20 protein-coding genes are annotated in these 20,179 nt (G+C 55.9%); 9 read left to right on the forward strand and 11 right to left on the reverse strand.

Features of this window, described 5'->3' with window-relative positions; genetic code table 11:
* The first annotated feature begins 69 nt into the window (after positions 1 to 69).
* The 3 genes from CLV58_RS13535 to CLV58_RS13545 all read left to right on the forward strand — a co-directional run bounded on the left by CLV58_RS13535 (position 70) and on the right by CLV58_RS13545 (position 2,472).
* Positions 70 to 624: a DUF1599 domain-containing protein gene (locus tag CLV58_RS13535; RefSeq protein WP_106138360.1), complete on the forward strand. Its 555-nt coding sequence runs from the start codon at positions 70 to 72 to the stop codon at positions 622 to 624.
* A 106-nt stretch (positions 625 to 730) separates the two neighbouring features.
* Complete coding sequence (locus CLV58_RS13540) at positions 731 to 1,876, forward strand: BT_3928 family protein (RefSeq protein ID WP_106138361.1); 1,146 nt, start codon at positions 731 to 733, stop codon at positions 1,874 to 1,876.
* Between the two features lie 89 nt (positions 1,877 to 1,965).
* Positions 1,966 to 2,472, forward strand: a complete 507-nt coding sequence (locus tag CLV58_RS13545) for a shikimate kinase (RefSeq protein WP_106138362.1) — start codon at positions 1,966 to 1,968, stop codon at positions 2,470 to 2,472.
* 84 nt (positions 2,473 to 2,556) lie between these two features.
* Here the strand turns inward: CLV58_RS13545 and CLV58_RS13550 are convergent, their stop codons facing one another.
* Together CLV58_RS13550 and CLV58_RS13555 are read right to left on the reverse strand one after the other, a co-directional pair.
* On the reverse strand, positions 2,557 to 4,179 hold the full coding sequence (locus CLV58_RS13550; protein ID WP_106138363.1) for a hypothetical protein: 1,623 nt from the start codon (positions 4,177 to 4,179) through the stop codon (positions 2,557 to 2,559).
* A 153-nt stretch (positions 4,180 to 4,332) separates the two neighbouring features.
* Positions 4,333 to 5,694: a hypothetical protein gene (locus CLV58_RS13555; protein ID WP_106138364.1), complete on the reverse strand. Its 1,362-nt coding sequence runs from the start codon at positions 5,692 to 5,694 to the stop codon at positions 4,333 to 4,335.
* Between the two features lie 216 nt (positions 5,695 to 5,910).
* On the opposite strand from CLV58_RS13555, the gene proS reads away from it, so the two are divergent.
* Positions 5,911 to 7,383 (forward strand): proline--tRNA ligase, encoded by a 1,473-nt coding sequence (proS, locus tag CLV58_RS13560; RefSeq protein WP_106138365.1) that lies wholly within the window; start codon positions 5,911 to 5,913, stop codon positions 7,381 to 7,383.
* 159 nt (positions 7,384 to 7,542) lie between these two features.
* Here the strand turns inward: proS and CLV58_RS13565 are convergent, their stop codons facing one another.
* Entirely contained in the window at positions 7,543 to 8,064 is a 522-nt protein-coding gene (locus CLV58_RS13565; protein ID WP_106138366.1) for a hypothetical protein, read from the reverse strand.
* Positions 8,065 to 8,113: 49 nt separating this feature from the next.
* A complete protein-coding gene (locus tag CLV58_RS13570; protein ID WP_106138367.1) occupies positions 8,114 to 8,479 on the reverse strand; it encodes a PadR family transcriptional regulator in 366 nt (121 codons plus the stop codon).
* Positions 8,480 to 8,654: 175 nt separating this feature from the next.
* On the opposite strand from CLV58_RS13570, the gene CLV58_RS13575 reads away from it, so the two are divergent.
* The gene (locus tag CLV58_RS13575; RefSeq protein ID WP_106138368.1) at positions 8,655 to 9,107 is read left to right on the forward strand and encodes an FKBP-type peptidyl-prolyl cis-trans isomerase; all 453 of its coding nucleotides are present in this window, start codon (positions 8,655 to 8,657) and stop codon (positions 9,105 to 9,107) included.
* Between the two features lie 63 nt (positions 9,108 to 9,170).
* Here the strand turns inward: CLV58_RS13575 and CLV58_RS13580 are convergent, their stop codons facing one another.
* Entirely contained in the window at positions 9,171 to 9,572 is a 402-nt protein-coding gene (locus CLV58_RS13580) for a hypothetical protein (RefSeq protein WP_106138369.1), read from the reverse strand.
* Positions 9,573 to 9,698: 126 nt separating this feature from the next.
* On the opposite strand from CLV58_RS13580, the gene uvsE reads away from it, so the two are divergent.
* Entirely contained in the window at positions 9,699 to 10,598 is a 900-nt protein-coding gene (gene uvsE / locus CLV58_RS13585) for a UV DNA damage repair endonuclease UvsE (RefSeq protein WP_106138370.1), read from the forward strand.
* 53 nt (positions 10,599 to 10,651) lie between these two features.
* Here uvsE and CLV58_RS13590 read toward each other — a convergent pair whose 3' ends face one another.
* The 3 genes from CLV58_RS13590 to CLV58_RS13600 form a co-directional block, all read right to left on the reverse strand.
* Positions 10,652 to 11,401 carry a hypothetical protein gene (locus tag CLV58_RS13590; RefSeq protein WP_106138371.1) on the reverse strand — a complete coding sequence of 250 codons (750 nt, stop codon included), beginning with the start codon at positions 11,399 to 11,401 and terminating at the stop codon, positions 10,652 to 10,654.
* 24 nt (positions 11,402 to 11,425) lie between these two features.
* Positions 11,426 to 12,481, reverse strand: coding sequence for an AMP-binding protein (locus CLV58_RS13595; protein ID WP_106138372.1), 1,056 nt, complete (start codon positions 12,479 to 12,481; stop codon positions 11,426 to 11,428).
* Positions 12,482 to 12,572: 91 nt separating this feature from the next.
* Positions 12,573 to 13,028 (reverse strand): QcrA and Rieske domain-containing protein, encoded by a 456-nt coding sequence (locus CLV58_RS13600; protein ID WP_170108702.1) that lies wholly within the window; start codon positions 13,026 to 13,028, stop codon positions 12,573 to 12,575.
* A gap of 111 nt (positions 13,029 to 13,139) precedes the next feature.
* Between CLV58_RS13600 and CLV58_RS13605 the strand changes: the two genes are divergently transcribed.
* From CLV58_RS13605 to CLV58_RS13615, 3 genes are all read left to right on the forward strand, one after another.
* Complete coding sequence (locus CLV58_RS13605) at positions 13,140 to 13,598, forward strand: DUF2452 domain-containing protein (RefSeq protein ID WP_106138374.1); 459 nt, start codon at positions 13,140 to 13,142, stop codon at positions 13,596 to 13,598.
* Between the two features lie 99 nt (positions 13,599 to 13,697).
* Positions 13,698 to 14,522 (forward strand): 1,4-dihydroxy-2-naphthoyl-CoA synthase, encoded by an 825-nt coding sequence (menB, locus tag CLV58_RS13610; protein WP_106138375.1) that lies wholly within the window; start codon positions 13,698 to 13,700, stop codon positions 14,520 to 14,522.
* Between the two features lie 433 nt (positions 14,523 to 14,955).
* A complete protein-coding gene (locus tag CLV58_RS13615; protein ID WP_106138376.1) occupies positions 14,956 to 15,678 on the forward strand; it encodes a YqjF family protein in 723 nt (240 codons plus the stop codon).
* Positions 15,679 to 15,754: 76 nt separating this feature from the next.
* Here the strand turns inward: CLV58_RS13615 and CLV58_RS13620 are convergent, their stop codons facing one another.
* The 3 genes from CLV58_RS13620 to CLV58_RS13630 all read right to left on the reverse strand — a co-directional run bounded on the left by CLV58_RS13620 (position 15,755) and on the right by CLV58_RS13630 (position 20,179).
* Complete coding sequence (locus CLV58_RS13620; RefSeq protein WP_106138377.1) at positions 15,755 to 17,428, reverse strand: IPT/TIG domain-containing protein; 1,674 nt, start codon at positions 17,426 to 17,428, stop codon at positions 15,755 to 15,757.
* A gap of 255 nt (positions 17,429 to 17,683) precedes the next feature.
* Complete coding sequence (locus tag CLV58_RS13625) at positions 17,684 to 18,886, reverse strand: glycosyltransferase family 4 protein (protein WP_106138378.1); 1,203 nt, start codon at positions 18,884 to 18,886, stop codon at positions 17,684 to 17,686.
* A 51-nt stretch (positions 18,887 to 18,937) separates the two neighbouring features.
* Entirely contained in the window at positions 18,938 to 20,179 is a 1,242-nt protein-coding gene (locus CLV58_RS13630; protein WP_106138379.1) for a glycosyltransferase family 4 protein, read from the reverse strand.

Genomic DNA, 20,179 nt, shown 5'->3' on the forward strand with positions numbered 1-20,179 from the left:
GGTTTACTGTGTTCGGTAGCCGTGGATTTTATGCCGAAAACCGAAAACTGTGAACCGAAAACCAGTTTCATGTCCAAGACAGAGGCCGAATATCGGCAGGTGATTGAGCGCTGCAAAAGTTTGTTCCTGAAAAAAAATCAGGACTACGGCACCGCTTGGCGAATTTTACGCTTACCCAGCATTACCGATCAGATTTTTATCAAAGCCCAGCGCATCCGTACGTTACAGGAAACGGGCGTCAGCAAAGTAGGCGAGGGTATTGAACCCGAATTCGTCGGCATCATCAACTACTGCGTGATGGCGCTGATTCAGCTTGATTTTCAGGCTACTATTGGCTCGGAACCCGCCCGCATGGATATCCCGACGGACGAGCTGGAAACGCTGTACGACGCGCAGATTAACCGGGTAATGAACCTGCTGTTTGCCAAGAACCATGACTACGGCGAAGCCTGGCGCGACATGCGGGTTAGCTCGATGACTGATATTGTGCTGATGAAGCTGCTGCGTACGAAGCAGATCGAGGACAATCAGGGGGCAACGCTGGTATCGGAGGGCGTCGAAGCCAACTATATGGATATGATCAACTACGCCGTTTTCTGTCTGATTAAACTGACAAATAATTGACAGGATTACAGGATTGACAGGATGAATAGTGTGTAGTCAACAAATTGGCTAAACGAAGAATCCTGTCAATCCTGTAATCCTGTCGATTCACCTATCAACATACTACATGAACCCTGCAACGACGCAGCCTAAAATCAAAACCGGCACGCCCCCCATGCTGTGGGCTGCCCGGATCGCGCGGTTTCTGGTCGGAATCGTGTTTATCTTCTCGGGTCTGATCAAACTGAACGACCCGGTCGGTACGCAGATCAAATTCGAGGAATATTTCGAAGTGTTCGCGCAGGACGTACCGTTTCTGCACGATTTCTTCATGGCGCTGGTACCGTTCACGCTGACGATGTCGGTGCTGTTCTGTGCAGCCGAAATCATTCTGGGGGTCGCCTTGCTGGTATCGTATAAACCCAAGCTGACGGTTTGGCTGCTGTTTTTCCTGATCGCTTTTTTCACGTTTCTAACCTTCTATTCGGCGTATTTCAACCGTGTTACCGACTGCGGCTGCTTTGGCGACGCTATCAAGCTAAAGCCGTGGACATCGTTCGGGAAAGACGTCGTGCTGACCGTACTGATTCTGTTTATCATCGGGCACCGAAACCGGATAACGCCCCGCAAAACCGGCTGGGTCGTGTTTCTGACGACGCTGCTGACGCTGGGGCTGGGTGTCTACGCCATCTCGTTCCTGCCGCCCCTCGATCTGTTGCCGTATGCGGTTGGCAAGAGCGTTCCGGCGCAGATGAAACCATCGGAGCCGCTGCGCTATCGGTACGTCATGGAAAAGAACGGGAAGACCGAAACGTTCGAGCAGTACCCAACCGACACGACCTACAAGTTCAAGGAGATGCAACTCGTCAACGAAAGCGCGAAGCCCAAGATTACGGACTACCGCGTCTGGAACGATGAAGGCGATTTCACCCAACAGACTTTCGACGGCAAGAAACTGTTCATTATCGTTAAGAAAACGACCGATGTCGACGCCGGAAGCCTGCCTGCTATCCGGGCGCTGGTCGATGGCCTGAAAGGGTCGGACGTCAAACCGTACATCCTGACGTCGGTCAGTGACAAAGAAATCAACGCCTTTCAAAACGAGTTTCAGCTAACGAACGTGCCGTACTACAAAGTCGACGCGACGGTGCTGAAAACGATTATGCGCTCGAATCCCGGTACCTGGCTCATGCAGGACGGCGTCGTGCGCGGCAAATGGCATTATAACACCACGCCCAGCGCGGAGGAGGTCAAAAAATTGGTGAATGATTGAGTGGTTGAATGATTGAGTGACTGAATGGTTGGCTACGAATCATTCAATCACTCAATCATTCAACCACTCAATCATTCGCGCATTCGCGCATGAAGAACGTTTTTCTAGTCGGGATGCCGTCGTCGGGCAAGAGTACGCTGGGGAAGCGTATCGCCGAAGCCCTACACTACCATTTCCTGGATACCGATCGAATGATCGTGCGGGAGGAGGGTCGGTCGGTGCCGGAGATCTTTACCCAGTCGGGCGAAGCGTATTTCCGGGAGGCTGAGCGCCGAATACTGCGAACGATTCAGCCGGGTCGTAGCCTGGTTGTGTCGACGGGTGGGGGGATGCCCTGCTACCACGGCAATATGGCATACATCAACGAGACGGGTATTTCCGTATTTCTCGACGTGCCGCCCGAGATTCTCCACCGACGTATGGTGGCACACGGACAGGCCGATCGGCCGTTGTTCGATGCCTCAGATCCGCAGCTGCTGGCCGATCTGCAAAAGCGATGTACCGACCGAGCGCCCTTCTACACACAAGCCAATATCGTCGTATCAGGCGAAACCGACGCGGAACACGTCCTGCGCCAATTGGGGCGGTGGCTGTAATAGAATGATGGAGTGATAGAATGATTGATTAAGGGGGAACAGCCGGTTATTCAATCAGTCTATCACTCCATCACTCAAGCATTGTTAAAAGAACGTTCCGACCGATAGCGTCACGTTCGTGCCCCGGTTGCTGGTCAGGACGGTTGGCGTGTTGGCATCGCTGGGTAGCGAGTAGGGGGTAAAACCTGACGAATAGGTTAGGTAAGAACCCGACAGGTCGGCGAAGAAGCGGTCGTTACGAACCCCCAGTCCGGCTGATACCAACAGCTTAGACCGGTCGGCGCGCGGTACCCGATCCAGATCGAATACGTACGCGCTGGGTAAGTAACCGACACCGGCCCGAACACGCGCGATCCCCGCCCGGAATTCGGCCCCTGCCCGCAGGTTTACGACGCTTTTGTACGTTGCCTGCACTTCGCGTGTTACATCCGAGCGAAACTGATTGTTTGTCTGAACGTCGTTGAAAGCTGTCGTGCGCGCCCGCATGCCACCGTAGCCCACGTATTCAGCGGTTGCCGTTAGAAAACCGGCTTTTCCGAGGAATACCGTAGCACCACCCGTTGCCCGGAAAGGCGTCTGCATCGAGTACGGAAAGTTATCGTTGCCGGTGACAACGGCTACGCTGCCCGGAGGAGTTGGGCCGTTCGGCGGGTTGATGATGTTCGGGTCTCTGGGGCTTGCCGACAGACTTTGCTGGAACTGCTCGCGCACGCTACTGAACGTCGGACTGACAATCGTTGCACCAACCTGCACTTCCGGCACCAGCTTATAAATAATCCCCAGCGTGGCATTGATACCCGTACCGGTTACTGTTAGCGTGTTGGTTTGAACGTAGTTGTTAAACGCCGTGCCATTGATAGGCGTTTCGGTAAACGCGTAGGTCGAATTGAAGCGCAGGCGCGTGATACCCAGCGAACCGCCGATGTAGAATTTGTCGTCGAAGTTACCCGCATACGCCAGCGTCCACTGCGAACTCGCACCCGACCGACTGATCGTAGCCTGTTGCTGCTTTGCCGTGTTGGCATCCGCCCGCGCATACGGTGGACCAAATATCTGCCCACTCGCGTTCTGACCTACGACGCCGGTTGGGTCAATCAGGTACAGCTGGTAAGCCGCAGCGGCCGAGTTAGCTGCCTGATTTGAGTTGAAATCGTACAGGTTGTTTATGGCTGCTCCCGTATAGCCATTTGGGTTGTTGTTGTCACCCGCGTTGGCCTCATTGACATACGTTTGCAGAATGGACGAGTTCCGGTTCTGATTGATGCCAACGGCGTTGATATAGTTTTGAAAATTCAGCGCCTGCGAATACGAGATACCGAAGTTCGACCGGCGGACACGCCGATTTTCGGGACCGTTGTCGCGACCGGAGAAGACGACGCTAAACTGGCCGATGCTGACGTTACCCTGCGTGCCGGTCGTCTGCGACCCCAGGTAGGAACTACGGTTGTTGACACCGTTGAACGATGGGCTGATACTTAACTCCGAGCGGTTGTAGAAGCCGAGACCAGCGGGGTTGCCAAACAGGTTACTGGCATCACCGCCAAGTGCCGCTTGATTGCCACCCAGACCCCGAAAGCGGGCCGTTCCATTCAGCGTGTTTTCTGAATACTGGTACGTGGCATCGGCATAAGCCGCCGGTGTATCCTGACCGTAGGTTAGCTGTGCTACCGACAGCAGCAGGGCTGTCGTAAAGATAGTGTGTCTCATAGATGTACTGGTTCAGGGATTGTTAAGTGCCCTTTAGAGTGCGTGAATGATGCGCCGTTTAACCGCGCGACTACTCGTTGTGCATACAAAACGAAAAAACCCGACGATTGTAAGAATCGTCGGGTTTTTTTTAAGCAAATCTAATCTTGTCGACTAGCGTGGGCCACGGCCACCGCCACCACCTACACTACCGCCACCGCTGCTACCTCCGCCTGAGAAGCCGCCACCCGAGGGGGCACTGTAACTGGGTTGGCTAAAGCCCCGGCTCTGACTTTGGTACGAAGGCTGCTGGTAGCTGGGTTGCTGATAGCTTGGCTGCTGGTACGAACGGCTCTGACTCTGATAAGTCCGTTGTGGGGCCTGATAGCTTGGCTGCTGATAGCTTGAGCGGCTGTTACCATTACCATTGCTGTAGTAATCGTTCGAGTTTGAATAGCCCCGACCACCGCGCGGTGCCGAATACGTACTCGTTGCATTAGCACTACCGGTGTAGGCTGGTACGCTATTACCCGACGACCGGGCTGCGCTACCATTGTCGTAGTAGTACGAGTTGTTACGCCCACCTCGTGGTGATGCATAGTAACCGCTGTTCGAGGTACTACCGGTTGTGGCTGCCCCCGACGAGTTGGCGTACGTACCCGTTGCGACCCGACGACCACCGGCGTTGTACCCCCGATTCGTATTGTCGAAATCAGACGTGTACCGACCAGCTGTGCGACTGCCGCCGTAGTAAGCGCGGTTGTTACGATATGGATCAGCACCCGTAACGATTACGTTGTTCACGTACCCCGGATAGCCGTAGTAGCCACCGCCACCGTAGAAGCCCGACCCGAATCCATAGCCGAAGGGGCTATAACCAAACGGACTATATGCGAAAGCACTATAGCCGAATGGCGAGTAAAACGGCGAATAGAATGAACTATAGCCAAACCCACCGAATCCGCCATAGCCGTAGGGGCTGTACGCAAACGAGTCATACATGTATGGTGAACCGAAGCCACCGTAGAAGGGGCTGTAGCCGAAACCGCCTAGTCCACCGTAGCCCAGGCCCATTCCTAGACCAAGGCCGCTGTAAAAGCCGAGGTTATTAAATCCCCAGCGGTTCCAGCTAAGCGCCGACGTCTGAGCGGCACTGTAACCGTTGGCAAAACCGTTGTTGTAGCTGTTGGTCGAGTTGTCGCTCCAGCCTGGGTCGGGTGAAAGACCCCGGTTCAGCTTACGGGTAGTCAACTCCGAGTAGTACTCATCGGCGTTGGAGCCAGCACCGTACTGTTGCTCGTCGTTATAGTCAGGGTTCGCGTTTCGACCCCGTGTCAATGCGCGCTGGCGGGTTGGGCGCTGCGCCACCGACGACGCATCGTTTGACGCGCTGGCGTACACCTGCGCGTTGCTCGACGACCCGTACAGGTCATCGACTTCGCCCGTGTTCTGAGCTGTCTGAAGTGATGAGGTACAACCCCATATACTCAACAGCGCAGCCATCGACAAGTAGCGATATAAAGGTTGCGTTTTCATTTGGCAAGGATTTTAAGCACGACGTTCGAACTGCACATAGCTCTTCTGCATATATAACAGCAGAACAGGCCGATTGATTACAAAAATAGGATTAAAACCTATCTTTGCAAGTGTTCATCTACTAGATTCCAACCACTGCCGGTTGGTTTAAATCAGTTTTAAATAAAGTGCGATTAAATCGGTTTATCTATCGACAAACCGGGTCGCTATATACGCATGGCAAAAGCAATTCCGTCGCGGAGCGAAAACTACTCTGAGTGGTACAATGAGTTAATCAAACGAGCCGATCTGGCCGAGAATTCCGCCGTCCGGGGCTGCATGGTGATCAAGCCCTACGGCTTTTCGATCTGGGAAAAGATGCAGCGTGCCCTCGACGATATGTTCAAGGAAACGGGCCATACCAACGCTTACTTCCCGCTCTTTATCCCGAAATCGTACCTGAGCAAAGAAGCGTCGCACGTTGAAGGGTTTGCCAAAGAGTGCGCTGTCGTGACGCACTATCGGTTGAAGAATGCGGAAGACGGCTCGGGCGTGATTGTCGATCCGGAAGCCAAGCTGGAAGAAGAACTGATTGTGCGGCCGACATCGGAAACGGTGATCTGGAGCACGTACAAGAACTGGATTCAGTCGTACCGGGATTTGCCGCTGCTGATCAACCAATGGGCGAACGTCGTGCGCTGGGAAATGCGGACCCGTATTTTCCTGCGGACTGCCGAGTTTTTGTGGCAGGAAGGGCACACCGCCCATGCGACGGCCGAAGAAGCAGAAGCCGAAACCCGGCAGATGCTGGACGTGTACGCAACCTTCGCGGAAGAGTGGATGGGGGTGCCGGTCGTTCGGGGCGCGAAAACACCATCGGAACGCTTTGCTGGTGCGGTCGATACGCTGTGTATCGAAGCGATGATGCAGGATGGCAAGGCGTTACAGGCAGGTACGTCGCACTTTCTCGGGCAGAACTTTGCCAAAGCCTTCGACGTACAGTTCCTGAACAAACAGAATCAGCTGGAACACGTGTGGGGTACGTCGTGGGGGGTATCGACCCGGTTGATGGGCGCGCTCATCATGGCGCACTCCGACGACGATGGACTGGTGCTGCCACCAAAATTGGCTCCCATCCAGGTGGTGATCGTACCGATCTATCGTACCGACGAACAGCTTGACAGTATCTCGGCCAAGGTAAAACCACTGGTGCAGGAACTGAAAAAAGCGGGTATCTCGGTTAAGTTCGACGATTCGGACGCCAACAAGCCCGGCTGGAAATTTGCCGAGTACGAGCTGCGGGGCGTTCCTGTCCGGCTGGCCATGGGCGCGCGGGATCTCGAAAACGGCACCGTCGAAATCGCCCGGCGCGATCTGAAAACAAAAGAAACGGTTCCGTTCGAGGGGTTGACCGAGCGCATCAAAGCCTTGCTCGACGACATTCAGGCGAGTATCTACAACAAGGCGAAAGCCTTCCGGGAAGCGAACACGTTCAAGGTCGATACGTTCGAGCAGTTTCAGGAGCAGATCGAGAAAGGCGGTTTCATTCTGGCGCACTGGGACGGTACGGCCGAAACCGAAGATGCCATCAAGGAAGCAACCAAAGCCACGATTCGCTGCATCCCGTTCGACCAGGAACCGGAAGACGGCGTCGATGTTTTCTCCGGCAAACCATCGAACGGCCGGGTACTGTTCGCCAGGGCATATTAACGGGTTTCAGTATTCGGTTTACCGTTCAACAAAAAGAGAGACGCAACAGCTGTTGCGTCTCTCTTTTTGTTAAGTATTCGTTCTCCACTTATTCGTGCGCTTGCTGGCGGAAGCGCCGTAAACCGACTACAGAAAACCGTAAGCTATATCCTGAAAACCTCAAACCGAAAACTGCTGCTCGCGCACGCGGGCGAGGTACCAGCTGACACCGGCGTAGGTCATCCCGGCGACGCCCAGAATCCAGGCCAGCCCCGTCAGGCTGACGTACGACCATTCCTTGCGGTTTAGCCCGTCCAGAATAGCGACCAGCATCAGGCAGAAACTGACGGCCATAATGATGGCGTTGCGCATGGTTAGCCGATACGATTGCCGGAGGTCGTAAGCACCGTAGGCTTTGTTGCGAAACTGAAAAACGATGTCGTCCAGGCTAGCCTTCTGCAACTGCTCGTCGCTCATGGTCAGCTCCACCTGATACCGTTCACGCAGGTGTTTGACGGCCGTGTGGGTTGCCTGATCGGTTACGGTTTCCAGCGCCTTGTCAAACGGCAACCCAATCCAGACATAGTGTTCGACTTCGCAGGCAAGGTGGTCGATCAATTCGTCGATCAGGGCATCGGAGGTGCCCGTTTTGAGCAGGTGTCGGCGTAGCGTGGCTACCTGTCCGTCGTTGAGTTTTTCCATGGCCGTAACGGATGTTTGTAACGAGGGTTTAGATCGATAGAGACAGCAATTAGCCCGGTAGCAGTTCGCCGGGCGATTGTAACAAACTTCGTACTGAGCGGACAAACCGCTCGAAATCGGATGTCTTCTGGATGGCAGCCTGATTGCCCTGCGGGGTCAGGGCGTAGTATTTACGCAGCCGACCCTCGACTTCCACCGTGTCGGTCAGGAGCAGACCATCCTGCTCCAGCTTGTGCAATACCGGATACAACGCGCCGAACGAAAGCGTAAGGTCGCCACGGGTCCGGTCGTGAACGGCCTGCGTGATTTCATAGCCGTACATCCGGCGCGGACCGGTTGGGGTGGGTTCAGCCAGCAGATTCAGTACAATCGTTTTGAGCGTACCGCGCAGAAATTCCTGACCAGATGATTCCATAAGTGTTGTAACGACAGATTGGAAACAAACATATATAAGTTTCCGATAGGGTCAAATGTAGGCGCTAGAAAATTGATTAATACCTCGTTTTTTTTGTAAAAAAGGGGCAAACATTCCGGCCCTCTGAACGCTTATCTGTCTTTTGGGTTTCTAAGCAAAACTAGTTCTACTAACTATGGCACAAGCAAAATCCGGAGACACCGTTCAGGTGCATTATAAAGGTACACTGACCGACGGAACCGTGTTCGATTCATCGGAGGGACGCTCTCCACTTGAGTTCACGGTCGGCAGCGGTCAGGTCATCAGAGGGTTTGATGAAGGCGTGCTGGGCATGAACGAAGGCGAACGGAAGACGATCAATATACCTGTGGAAGATGCGTACGGTCCGGCAAACGAAGAAATGATCTTCACGCTGAACCGCACCGATATTCCCGATGATATTCCACTTGAGGAAGGCATGACGCTCAACATGCACGAGGATGGCAACCCCCGGCCCATTCCGGTGATCGTTCGCAAACTGGACGATACCAACGTTACGCTCGATGCGAACCACCCGCTGGCGGGCCAGGATCTGACCTTCGACGTCGAGCTGGTGAGCACCAAGTCGCCGTCTGGTATCATCCTTTAGTTGACCCGTCGGGTTGACCTGAAGTCGACAAAAAAGCGGTTAGGAGCGATCCTGACCGCTTTTTTAGTGCTTTTCCAATTCCAGCAGGTGCTGAAGCTCGCTGATGGCTGAGTGAATACCTTTCCGGTTGGCCCGGGCAACGTGAGAGGCCAGGGCGACGATCATGGCCCCCAGACCGAGGGCCAGCGTTAGGTTGATGGCTGTCTGGAGCCGTGCCCGAACGTGCTGTACCAACTGCTCGATCGCTTCGGTCAGTTGCTCGCCCTGATCGACGGCGGGGTTTACGGTACGGGTATGCAGGTCATGGGCCCTGCCAAGCAGGCTGTTCTGATACGCATTCAGGTCGAGCTGTTGTTCGTAGGAAAATTCGGCCCAGCGTACCAGCTGAAACTCGGCCAGCGTCCTGGCCATCAGCTGATAGTTGCTGACAATCGTGGCTCGCTGAAGTGGGGTCAAATCGTTCATGAGGGGAGACAAGGCATGAGGGTAAGCATCAATATACCAGGTTAATCAGGAAAGCTGGTCGCGTAGTGGCCTACTTTTGACGGAACGGTCGCAAAACCATCGCTCCCAACGAATCGTTGACTACCTATGGAATCGACAGCGCCAAACGTGGGCTATGCCTGCATCAACCTGAGTCTACAGGCTGACAAGATCACGACGAACCGGGGGATGATTCGGAAAACGTTCATGGCCAGGGGAATCGCCTACGCGTCAGAACTGGCCCTGAAAAACGTCACTGATCTGCTGAAAATCGTCGACTGGAATCTGGCGAACGGCTTTCGCATCTTTCGAATGTCGTCGGATATGTTTCCGTGGGCATCAGAATATAAACTGGCTGAATTGCCGGATTTTCCCGAGATCCGGGCAATACTGGAGGCCATCGGTACACGCCCCATCCGTCTGACCATTCACCCCGGCCCCTTCAATCACCTGGCGGGGCAGGGGAGCGTACTCGACAATACGATCAAAGACCTTGAATACCAGTCCGAGCTGTTCGACCTGATGGGGCTAACGCCGTCGCACTGGAACAAAATCAACATTCACGTGGGCGGTACCTACGGCGACAAAGAGGCTACGCTCATCCGGTTTGCGCAGAATTTTGGCTTGTTATCGGAGAACCTGCGTGCCCGCCTGACGGTCGAAAACGACGACCGTGTTAGTCTGTACACCGTAGCCGACCTGGTGCCCCTGTCGGAAACGATCGGTGCTCCCATCGTCTTCGACTATTTTCACCATTCGCTCAATCCCGGTCTGCAAACGGAACAGGAAGCGTTTATGGCCGCCTATAATACCTGGGATGTTCGGCCGGTGTTTCATTTCTCGGATTCGCGGCAGCACAACGAAGATACCACGGCCCGGCGCGAAGCCCATGCCGACTGGATTTACTCGCCCGTCAACACATACGGCAAAGAGGTCGACATCATGTACGAGTCGAAGATGAAGGAATTGTCGCTGCTGCGGCTGCGCGGTGTTGAGGTGACGGTATAGAAGCACATACCGAACCGTGTCGACTGCGCCTATACGGACCCGGCTACACGGGTTTATAAAGTCTCCAGCTTCTCTGTAAGGTCAGGAAACGCACTGATGTTGTACCATTCGTCGGTGCCGAGGTTTAGCCATTGACCGGGGGCTTTCGGGCGCTTGAGTTGCGCCATGTCGGGATCATAGTCGTTGGCAAATACAGCGGTCATAATGTCCTGCAACGCCGTCCAGGGCAGTGAGCGGTTGCGTTCGCGCCGATTGCGGATGGTCGTGAAATTGACGTTCCGTTGCGCAAACGAAGCGATCAGCCGCACTTCATGATCTTCAGGGCCGATACGCAGGTATGTCAACTCAAACGGGCGCTCCCGACCATCGGCTTCGAACGTAGCCTGGGTTAATTCCTGCACCAGATACTGCCAGTTGTCGGTACTACCAGGACCAGTAGCCGCCGGACGGCCCTGCCGATCGGGGCCGGGGTTTTGCTTCAGGGTCAGCTCCCAGAAATCGTCGTCTTCGTCCAGATCATCCTCCCCGGCTGGCTGAAGTTTTGTCTGTTCGGCCAGCTTGGCAACGGCCTGTAGCCAGGGTTTCGATAGTCGGCCCGACCAGGTAAAATCATCGTCGCGCGTAAATCCTTCCGCGATCAGTTCGTCGTCCTCGATATCGTCGCGGTCGGGGTATGTGATCGACAGATCGACCTGTAAAAAGTCGCCGAAGGCCGGCCGCATGTCGAGTGTGTAGAAATAAGCGTAAGGCGCGGGTAGCGACCGGGCGGTCTGGAAACGAATGCGAAGATTGGTAAATGACATAGCGTAAGAGTCGGCCGCGCAAAATTAGCGGATTTGGTCGATTGTCGCCCGTCGATCGATCTTGCCGGTGGGTGTTTCGCTGAATACGTCGACGGAATGCCAGGCTTTCGGCACGGAATACGGACCGAGTGCAGTACGAACAATCTGTTGAATCGTCGTCCATTGGGGCTCCGTCAGCGATGATCCTTCCAGCACGAGTACGACGCGTTGTCCCAGCCGGTCGTCGGGTAAGCCGGCGATAAACAGTCGGGGGCTGCGGTTGTGTTCGGCAAGGTAGGTCTGAATAAGCCGCTCAACAGGCTCGGGCTGCACCTTGACGCCCCCGCTGTTGATGACACTGTCGGCCCGGCCCAGCAGTCGGAACTGCGTCGCATCCCGTAAGTCAACGACATCGTTGGTCTGCACGCGTTCGAAGTTGGTGGCGGCTGACGTAATGTGCAGGCAACCCCGTTCATCGGTGCCTAAATCGACACCGGGCAGTGCTGTAAACAGGTCGGATACGGTCGGACCATTAAGTCGGTGGAGGGCGATGTGCGAAACCGTTTCCGTCATGCCGTAGGTCGCGTAGACCGGCGCGGTGATCGACTGAATAAGCCCTTCGAGTGCCGGGCTGGTAGCGGCTCCGCCTACCAGAATGGCTTTCATCCCGTCCAGAACAGCCTTTTTTTCAGGCGTTTCGGTCAGGATCGTTTGCAGTTGCAGAGGAACAAGGGCGGTGAACGCGAATGACTTACCCACCACTTCCGGGCGGATAAGCGGATTGCTGACCGGCTCAACAACCGTCATCGGTAGCGCCAGTTCCAGCCCCCGCACGAGCATCATCGTTCCGGCAATGTACCGCGTGTTCAGGCAGACCAGCGCCGAATCCCCCGCCTGCAATCCCAGTGCCTGCCCGGTCAGCTGTGCGCTGGCCCGCATCTGAGCACGGGTCAGCTCGATGGGTTTTGGCGTACCCGTCGAGCCGGAGGTGTGCAGCGTGAATGTTTCCTGGCCGCTCTGCCAGGCCCGGCAAAACTGCTGGGTGTGCGCTTCGTAATCGGTCTGCGCCGGTGGAAAGGGGCGGTCGGGTAAAAGAAGCATGGACTACAAATACGATGACCGGGTCACGATGACCGGGTCACGATGACCGGGTCACGATGACCAGGTCGCGGTGATCGGGTCACCTAATCGATTACTGAGGAGTTATCTGCAAGACACCGGCGCTCGGGCTGGACACGTTGTATACCTTGAGTGGAACCGTAGCCGGACCGCTGATAACCCTGCCGCTCAGGTTATACCGCGACAGATCGAGCGGGCAGTAAAACTGATTTTCGGCAGCCCGAAAGACTAGCGCCGTGTTGTCGTGGGTGCAGCGACCACTGACGGCTACGTACTGATCGGCATTGGTATGGGCCACGACGATGTTGTTGGTCAACACATAGCCCCCTTTCTGCATCAGCCCCTGATTGACTTTATCGGTCAGATTCAGCGTCATTACGTCGGATTGGGGGTCGGGGGCGGCTTCGTTGCCGGAACAGCCCGAGGTGTTACCGGAGAAAAGCAGCGTTGTGAAGGCTGCGCCCAGCACGTGAAAAAACGACTGCCGGGAGAGGAGCGGCTGGTTCGATGGGGTAGAAGCGGTTTCCATAGGTTTGTCGTACTTTTGCCGAAATAGCGGATATAGTGTCGTAAAGATGCTTTTTTTTATCAACAAACGCTGGAGAAACAAAGCCATTCATCCGGCGGTTTGCTAATACGTATGGAAGAAGCAAAAGTTGTTGTCAATCCAATCTCGCCCGACAAGGTAGCCGCGTCGCCGGGCTTGCTCGAATACGCCCACACGGCGGGCGGTGCCGTCATTCGGCCCGAAGATAAAGGTAAGATCACCGGTCGGGCCGTTGCCGCCATGCGCGAACAGACCGACATGCAGCTCAGTCAGCTCTATAAGCAGATGCAGCTGCTGGCCGAGCAGGCGACCGCCATTCGGCACCGGGTCGAAATTTCCGAGCGTATTTACGCGGCACAGATGAGTTTCGAACCGGTAGTCGGACACACGTATCACTTTTACCAGCGCAAAAATGGTACCGATCTGCTGTCGATGGTTGGCCCGACGGAGTGGGGGCGTACCTTCCCTTTCGAGTGTTGCCTGGCTACCGTCCGCATGATGGCCGACCACACCTGGGACGTACAGTATCACGATGTTTCATATTCTGAATGATAGAATGAATAAGTGACAGAATGATTGAATGGTCTGCACCTGTCGACTCATTTACTTATTCTGTCATTCAGTCATTCCACCACTCAATCACTACTAGCCATGACAAGCAATTACCCTTGGGAGACTATTAAGGAGTATCAGGAAATCCTGTTTACGTATTACGACGGGATTGCCAAAATAAGCATCAACCGGCCGCACAAGCGCAACGCGTTCACTCCGCAGACGGTGAAGGAGATGTCGGAAGCGATGGAAATTGCCCGGCAGGACGAGCGTGTGGGCGTGGTTATTCTGACCGGCGAGGGGGGCGAAGCGTTCTGCTCCGGGGGCGATCAGTCGATTCGGGGACATGGTGGTTACGTCGGCGAAGACAAAGTGCCGCGTCTGAATGTGCTCGATCTGCAAATGCAGATTCGCCGGATTCCCAAGCCTGTTGTGGCGATGGTGGCGGGCTATGCGATCGGGGGCGGTCACGTACTGCACGTCGTCTGTGACCTGAGCATTGCCGCCGAAAACGCCCGCTTCGGCCAGACCGGCCCGAAAGTCGGCTCGTTCGACGGTGGGTTCGGTGCTTCGTATCTGGCGCGGGTCGTAGGGCAGAAGAAAGCCCGCGAAATCTGGTTCCTCTGCGATCAGTACGACGCGCAGGAAGCCCTCGATATGGGACTGGTCAACAAGGTTGTGCCGCTTGATAAGCTGGAAGAAACGACTATAGCCTGGTGCCGGAAGATGCTCGAAAAAAGCCCGATTGCGCTGCGGATGCTCAAGGCATCGTTCAATGCCGAACTCGACGGACAGGCGGGTATTCAGCAGCTGGCCGGCGATGCAACGTTGCTCTATTACCTGTCGGAAGAAGCGAAAGAAGGGAAAGACGCCTTTCTGGAAAAGCGCAAGCCCGACTTCAGCAAGTTTCCCAAGTTCCCGTAAGGTTTCATAAGCCACGGCTACAACTGGCCATAACCCTTCCCTAACGGGCTGTTTGTGTAGGGGTGTTGCGCAGGTGAGTCTGCGACGCTGTTTACATGCCTTTTTTACCCCTAAATCCCCTGAAGGGGACTTTGATCATACATAGACAAAGTCCCCTTCAGGGCAGGGCTGTTAAGTTCTTGATTGAATGCTGGTATTGGCCAAATTTCCTTCGGCTAAACCACCCCCCAGCCCCCTAAATGGGGAGCCGTTCATCCGCAGAATGCTCCCCCTTTAGGGGGCTGGGGGGTGGGGCTACCCAGAACTTAACGGCCCTGCCCTTCAGGGGATTTAGGGGTAGAAAGATCCCACATGTTCAGCCAATTAATTAGCTAACACCAACAAAAAGCCCTACACGAGTAGCCCTGGGGGCATCGGTTCAGACACAATTACAATGGCGTTCACGTTTTTATCTGCCGACTGGTGCAACCTGATCTTCGCTAACTACCCGATCGATCGGGCGGTGCTGCAACCGCTTGTGCCGCACGGAACCGAACTCGACGACTATAATGGCGTCTGTTTCGGTAGTCTGGTTGGGTTCAACTTCGAGAAGGTACGGATGCTGGGTGAGGTACCGGTGCCGTTCCATACCGAATTTGAAGAGTTTAACCTTCGTTTCTACGTCCGACGCAAAACGGAGAAGGGCTGGCAGCGGGGTGTCGTGTTTGTTAAGGAAATCGTGCCGAAACCGGCAATCGTATGGGTTGCGCGAACGCTCTACGGCGAACCGTACGAAACCCGACCCATGCGCCACACCTGGCAATTCCGCGATGATAGTCAGCACATTCGCTACGAATGGAAGGTAGGCGACGACTGGAATTACATCGATGTTGAGGCTAGTCGGGCGGGGGAACAGGCGCAGCCGGGTAGCGAAGAATGGTTTATTACCGAAAATTACTGGGGCTATACCGCACGCGGAGCGAAGCATACGTCGGAATTCGAAGTCGTTCACGACCGCTGGAAAATTTATCCCGTCAGCCAGTTTGACGTACGTTGCGACGTGGCCCAGTTATACGGCTCCCAATTTGCGCCCTTCTTTACGGGACCGCCAAGCAGCGTGTTTCTGGCCGATGGCGCGCCGGTAACGATTCGTTCAGGGCAGGAGATAAAAGCGTAGCCGCGAAATCTAGTGCCAAAACGAGAAGGGGGAACCAGATCTGGCTCCCCCTTCTCATTTTGCTGACAAAAACAGCCTATCGGTCGTAGTCGACGGCCTGCGGATTGTAATTCGTCCAGTTGGTGGCCCAGTTGTCGGTGCCGAAGGCTCCGCGATAGGTTACCGCAGTGAAGAAACTGTTGAGTCGGTTGCCGCTTACCGCGTCGCTCAGCAAGGGCGAACCTGACTGGGGCAGGAAGGCCGGTGACGTCAGCGTAAAGTTGCTGCCATTCAGCAGTAGCGCTGCCAGGTTGTTCGATGGGACGATCTGGTTGTTCCGTCCTACCGTCTGAACATACTGCGACACCTGATCGCTGGTGACGGCTCCACCACCCACCACCGGCGATAGGGTGTTCGCCAGTACAACCCCGCGCAGATCGACTGTGCCACTGGTCAGGCTGCTGGGGCCGGTAGTCGACTCGATATGAACGCCTTCCGGATAGCCGTAGAACAGCGAGTTATAGACCGCAATGGCGCTGTTCCGCCGGACAAACAAACCAGCGCGCGCGTTACCTGTCGTCGGCGTTGTGTTGTAGGCGAAACTGCTGATGTTGGCAAAGACCGGTACGTTTTGCGCCTGGCCGTTGATTGGCGTAACCAGCGATACGTCGGTGTCGGCCGTTTCGTAGTTCTCGACTTCCAGTCCGTTCGAACCCGATGCGTCGAACACGCTTGGGTCGCGCAGAGCCGCAGCAAACTGTACGTTCCCCGTATACCCCCAGTCGACCGTCCAGTCGTCGTCGGTGGTGCGGAAGGCCATCAGATTCTTCGCGTTGACCGTACCGCCAAACCAGCTGTACGCATCGCCACCGCTGTTCGATACCTGGATGTGATCGATGGTTGTGCCCGTGCCTACGCCGATGAACGATAGCCCGGCCAGCCGAACGGCCGTGTTGCCCGCCATCGGTGCACCCGCGTATTCAATTCGGACGTACTGCATCGCACCCGAATTACTGGCGGGTTCGCCGTAGGTTTCTACCGTACCGCGAATGCCCCGTGGGTTCGCGGTCGTACCGGCCCGGTTAACCGGTGACCGACCGATCAGCACCACGCCACCCCAGTCGCCTGTCGCCCGCTGACCGGCGGTTTTTGCTGAGGTGAAGACAATTGGCTGGCTGGCTGTACCCCGGGCGTTGATAAAGCCCCCGCGCTCGATCACCAGCGCGCCGGGCATGTTCGCTCCTGACGGGTCGGCGTCGGCACTGGCTCCGCGAATAACGGTTCCCGCCGGAATCGTCAGCGTGTAGGTCTGTGGCACATACACGATACCCCGCAACAGGTACACCGTGTCGCGGCTGAGCGTGCGGCTGCTGAAGATCGTTCCCTGCAAGGTAACAACTGGTTTGACGGATGGTAAGGTTACCGTCAGCGACGTCTGGCTCTGGGCCGTCTGACCACCTGCCGATACACTGACCGGACCGGTAGTGGCGCTGGTGGGAACTGTCACGACCAGGCGGGTCGACGAGGCCGACACGATTGTGGCCGGGACGCCCCCAATCGTGATCGTGTTGCTGGCCGGGTCGGAACTGAAGTTGGTACCCGTGATGGCAATGGTACTACCGACCGGCGCTGACGTTGGATCGATGCTACTGATCGTTACCGTCGTCGGTGTGGGGTTGACGACTGGGTTGGGGTCTTTGCAACTGACGATAAGTCCCGCCAGACCGATGAATAGGGACAGCAGGAGTAGCCTGCAATTGGTTGGTTTCATATGCGTAATTGGTTAGTGGATATACAAAGCCGTGAACAAGGGGTAGACAAAACCCGGTAGGCGTTCGGCTGCGGATTGACGTGGCTGATGGATCAGCGGTGCATTGTCGGGGTTGGTAGCGAATCGGTTTGTTCCTGTGTCATCGTCCCCGCTTCAGTCATAACGGAGAAAGGGCAACGACACGGGCGTTAACTTGTATGTGTGGGTACGGACCGGTCAGCGTCAAATCGACAGGGCAGGGCCTTTTCGACTTGCTCAGGCAGCTACCGGACGACGGTCCGGGTGCAGCGATTGTTCGTACAGGGCCATGTACTGCGCAGTTACCTGAGTTAGATTGAACCGGTCGGCAACGCTGGCCTGTGCCTTGCGGGCAATCGACTGCGCCAGTGGCCGGTTCGTCAGCAGGCGGTCGACGGCGGCAGCGATGGCGCTGGCATCCATTACGTCGACCAGCAGCCCACCTTCGCCAACGACCCAGGGAACCGCTCCGCTGCGCTGCCCGGCAACGACCGGCACCCCGCAGGCCATCGCTTCAGCGGGTACCATACCAAACGACTCCTCGATCGATGTGTGCAGCACCAGATCACTCTGCGCCATCCCCTGTAACATCGCCTGATGGGGGGTAAGACCCAGGAACTGAACGTTTGTGATCGCGTGCTTCTGACAGAAATCGTCGGCCTGCTTGCCGGGTTCGAAGGCCGTGCCGTAACCCGCTAGTACAGCATCGGGGTGCTGCTGCTGAATCGTTTTGAAGGCCAGCAACGCCGTTTCCAGATTCTTGTGCAAGGCCCAGCCGTTGACCGCCATCGCGATAACCGGATGCGCCGGACGAACCACTTCGTCAAGGTTCGGCATCATAACCGGATTCGGTACGACCTGAATGCGCGCCGAAGTCCAGGGCTGAACCGACTGGGCCGTGTAGGGCGATACCGCCGTAAACCGACGCCCTTTGCGGAATACGTACCGGGCCATGCCTAACATAAACAGCCGCTCCAGCGTAGGGATGTACTTCAGAATCAGCCGGGCGTTGTCGTGAACGGTAATCAGCGCGTCAGGATCGTAGGCCATGGCAGCCATCGCAAATTCATACGTCCAGTGGGCATGAACGACTTCCGGCTTGTACTGGCGGAGAATGGCCAGAATGTGCTTCCGCTCGACGCGGAAAAAGTCGGCCGTGCGACCGGGGCGTTTGCCGTTCGGCCGGAAAATACGCTGCCGGCTCGGCGCGACCACGTACGTAAGCTGCCCCTGCTCGTAAACGAACGGTGGCTGATCGTCGTCCAGGTTTCGATCGGTCGTGATGGCTAGTACCCGGTGACCCTGGCGGAGTAATTCCAGAATCAGGTGGCTGATCAAAGGCGCTTCGGCCCGTCCCTCCGGGAACGAGCGTCTGACGGCCGGGTCCAGATCAACCAGCAGGTCGGCGGTGGCAATGGGGGCAGCAATGGCAATGTGCATAACCGGAACGGCTTTGTTGTTTACGTGGGTAGCGGACGGGTAAGGTGCCGCTTAATTCACAGGTTCGAGTTTGAGCAGCGCGTCGTAATACGTGTGTAGCAGTCGGTTGATCTTCTTTTCCCAGCACTGATCCTGGGCAAAGTGGTAGGCGTTGAGCCCCATCGCTAATCGCTTCTCTTCGTTATAGTACATCCATTCGATGGCCTTGCCCAGCTCATTGGCTACGGTTTCGGGGTCGGTAACCGGCACGCGGATACCGGTCGAGTCGTCGACGAGTTCGGCCTGTCCGTGCAGCATCAACGTCACGACGGGCAGCGTATAGCCCATTGCTTCCATCAGCTGACCCGGCCCGGTATCGCGCAGGCTGGTAAAGTAGAACACGTCGGCATTGGCGTAGTACGACCGCAGCTCCGTATACGGAACTTTGCCCACCCAGGTTACCCGCTGTTGCAGCTTGTATTTCTCGATGTATTCCGCCACGTACTTCCCCATCTCGCCGTCGCCCACGATGGTAAAATGCACGTGACAGGTTGGATTGACGCGACTCAGACCGTGCAGGGTCAGTTCTAGTCCTTTGCGGGGCATCAGCCGACCGACCCAGATCAGTTCGAGGACATCCCGTGAGGGTCGGTGCATGGGGGCGGCCGGAATAAAGTTTTTGTCGATACCGCCGAATACCTTGTCGACTGCCCGTTTGCGGCCGAGTTTGTGGATCATCCGGCTGGTGTCTTCATTCCAGGACAGCACGTAATCGGCCCGGCGCACCGACTCGTAGCAACCCGGATTAAAACGCAGCATGAGGTTACTGACGGCCGACCGTAATTGCTCTTTCAGCCAGAATTCCTTGAAGTAGTGCCGAAACGTAGTCGGCGCTTCCTGCCCGCCACCCACCGGCCCGAAGATGAACGGTTTCTTCAGGCGGTACAGGAAGCTGCCCATTTGCAGGCTGGTGTAACTGACGTGGTGAACCAGGTTGAAGCCATGCTGTTTGTTGAGCGCCAGCGCTGTTTTCGAGGCCGTCCACTGCCAGTAGATGTAGTGAAAATACAGTCCGAACAGCCCTTTGTGGTACGCATTGTCGATCCATTTAGGTACCGTTACGTACACAAAAGTCAGGTTCGGATTCGGGTATTTCGCCAGCTTCTCCTCAATCTCTTGTTTGCCGATATCGCGGGTGATGCACCAGACTTGATAGCCCTGTTTGCTGATGAGTGAGGAGTAGTTCCATCCATTGCCTTCCTCAGACCCTCGGTCGGGTATGCAGGCATAGGCAGAGATAAGGATCTTTTTCAT

Origin of the sequence: Spirosoma oryzae (assembly GCF_003002825.1) — a bacterium.
Lineage (GTDB): Bacteria > Bacteroidota > Bacteroidia > Cytophagales > Spirosomataceae > Spirosoma > Spirosoma oryzae.

Bases quoted from the DNA above. Each gene is read 5' to 3' on its own strand.
- CLV58_RS13550 (WP_106138363.1), bottom strand. From the start codon at position 4,179: ATGAGACACACTATCTTTACGACAGCCCTGCTGCTGTCGGTAGCACAG.
- CLV58_RS13595 (WP_106138372.1), bottom strand. From the start codon at position 12,481: ATGCTTCTTTTACCCGACCGCCCCTTTCCACCGGCGCAGACCGATTAC.
- CLV58_RS13630 (WP_106138379.1), bottom strand. From the start codon at position 20,179: ATGAAAAAGATCCTTATCTCTGCCTATGCCTGCATACCCGACCGAGGG.
- CLV58_RS13570 (WP_106138367.1), bottom strand. From the start codon at position 8,479: ATGGAATCATCTGGTCAGGAATTTCTGCGCGGTACGCTCAAAACGATT.
- CLV58_RS13555 (WP_106138364.1), bottom strand. From the start codon at position 5,694: ATGAAAACGCAACCTTTATATCGCTACTTGTCGATGGCTGCGCTGTTG.
- uvsE (WP_106138370.1), top strand. From the start codon at position 9,699: ATGGAATCGACAGCGCCAAACGTGGGCTATGCCTGCATCAACCTGAGT.
- CLV58_RS13590 (WP_106138371.1), bottom strand. From the start codon at position 11,401: ATGTCATTTACCAATCTTCGCATTCGTTTCCAGACCGCCCGGTCGCTA.
- CLV58_RS13600 (WP_170108702.1), bottom strand. From the start codon at position 13,028: ATGGAAACCGCTTCTACCCCATCGAACCAGCCGCTCCTCTCCCGGCAG.
- menB (WP_106138375.1), top strand. From the start codon at position 13,698: ATGACAAGCAATTACCCTTGGGAGACTATTAAGGAGTATCAGGAAATC.
- CLV58_RS13580 (WP_106138369.1), bottom strand. From the start codon at position 9,572: ATGAACGATTTGACCCCACTTCAGCGAGCCACGATTGTCAGCAACTAT.
- CLV58_RS13545 (WP_106138362.1), top strand. From the start codon at position 1,966: ATGAAGAACGTTTTTCTAGTCGGGATGCCGTCGTCGGGCAAGAGTACG.
- CLV58_RS13625 (WP_106138378.1), bottom strand. From the start codon at position 18,886: ATGCACATTGCCATTGCTGCCCCCATTGCCACCGCCGACCTGCTGGTT.
- proS (WP_106138365.1), top strand. From the start codon at position 5,911: ATGGCAAAAGCAATTCCGTCGCGGAGCGAAAACTACTCTGAGTGGTAC.
- CLV58_RS13620 (WP_106138377.1), bottom strand. From the start codon at position 17,428: ATGAAACCAACCAATTGCAGGCTACTCCTGCTGTCCCTATTCATCGGT.
- CLV58_RS13565 (WP_106138366.1), bottom strand. From the start codon at position 8,064: ATGGAAAAACTCAACGACGGACAGGTAGCCACGCTACGCCGACACCTG.
- CLV58_RS13615 (WP_106138376.1), top strand. From the start codon at position 14,956: ATGGCGTTCACGTTTTTATCTGCCGACTGGTGCAACCTGATCTTCGCT.
- CLV58_RS13605 (WP_106138374.1), top strand. From the start codon at position 13,140: ATGGAAGAAGCAAAAGTTGTTGTCAATCCAATCTCGCCCGACAAGGTA.
- CLV58_RS13575 (WP_106138368.1), top strand. From the start codon at position 8,655: ATGGCACAAGCAAAATCCGGAGACACCGTTCAGGTGCATTATAAAGGT.
- CLV58_RS13535 (WP_106138360.1), top strand. From the start codon at position 70: ATGTCCAAGACAGAGGCCGAATATCGGCAGGTGATTGAGCGCTGCAAA.
- CLV58_RS13540 (WP_106138361.1), top strand. From the start codon at position 731: ATGAACCCTGCAACGACGCAGCCTAAAATCAAAACCGGCACGCCCCCC.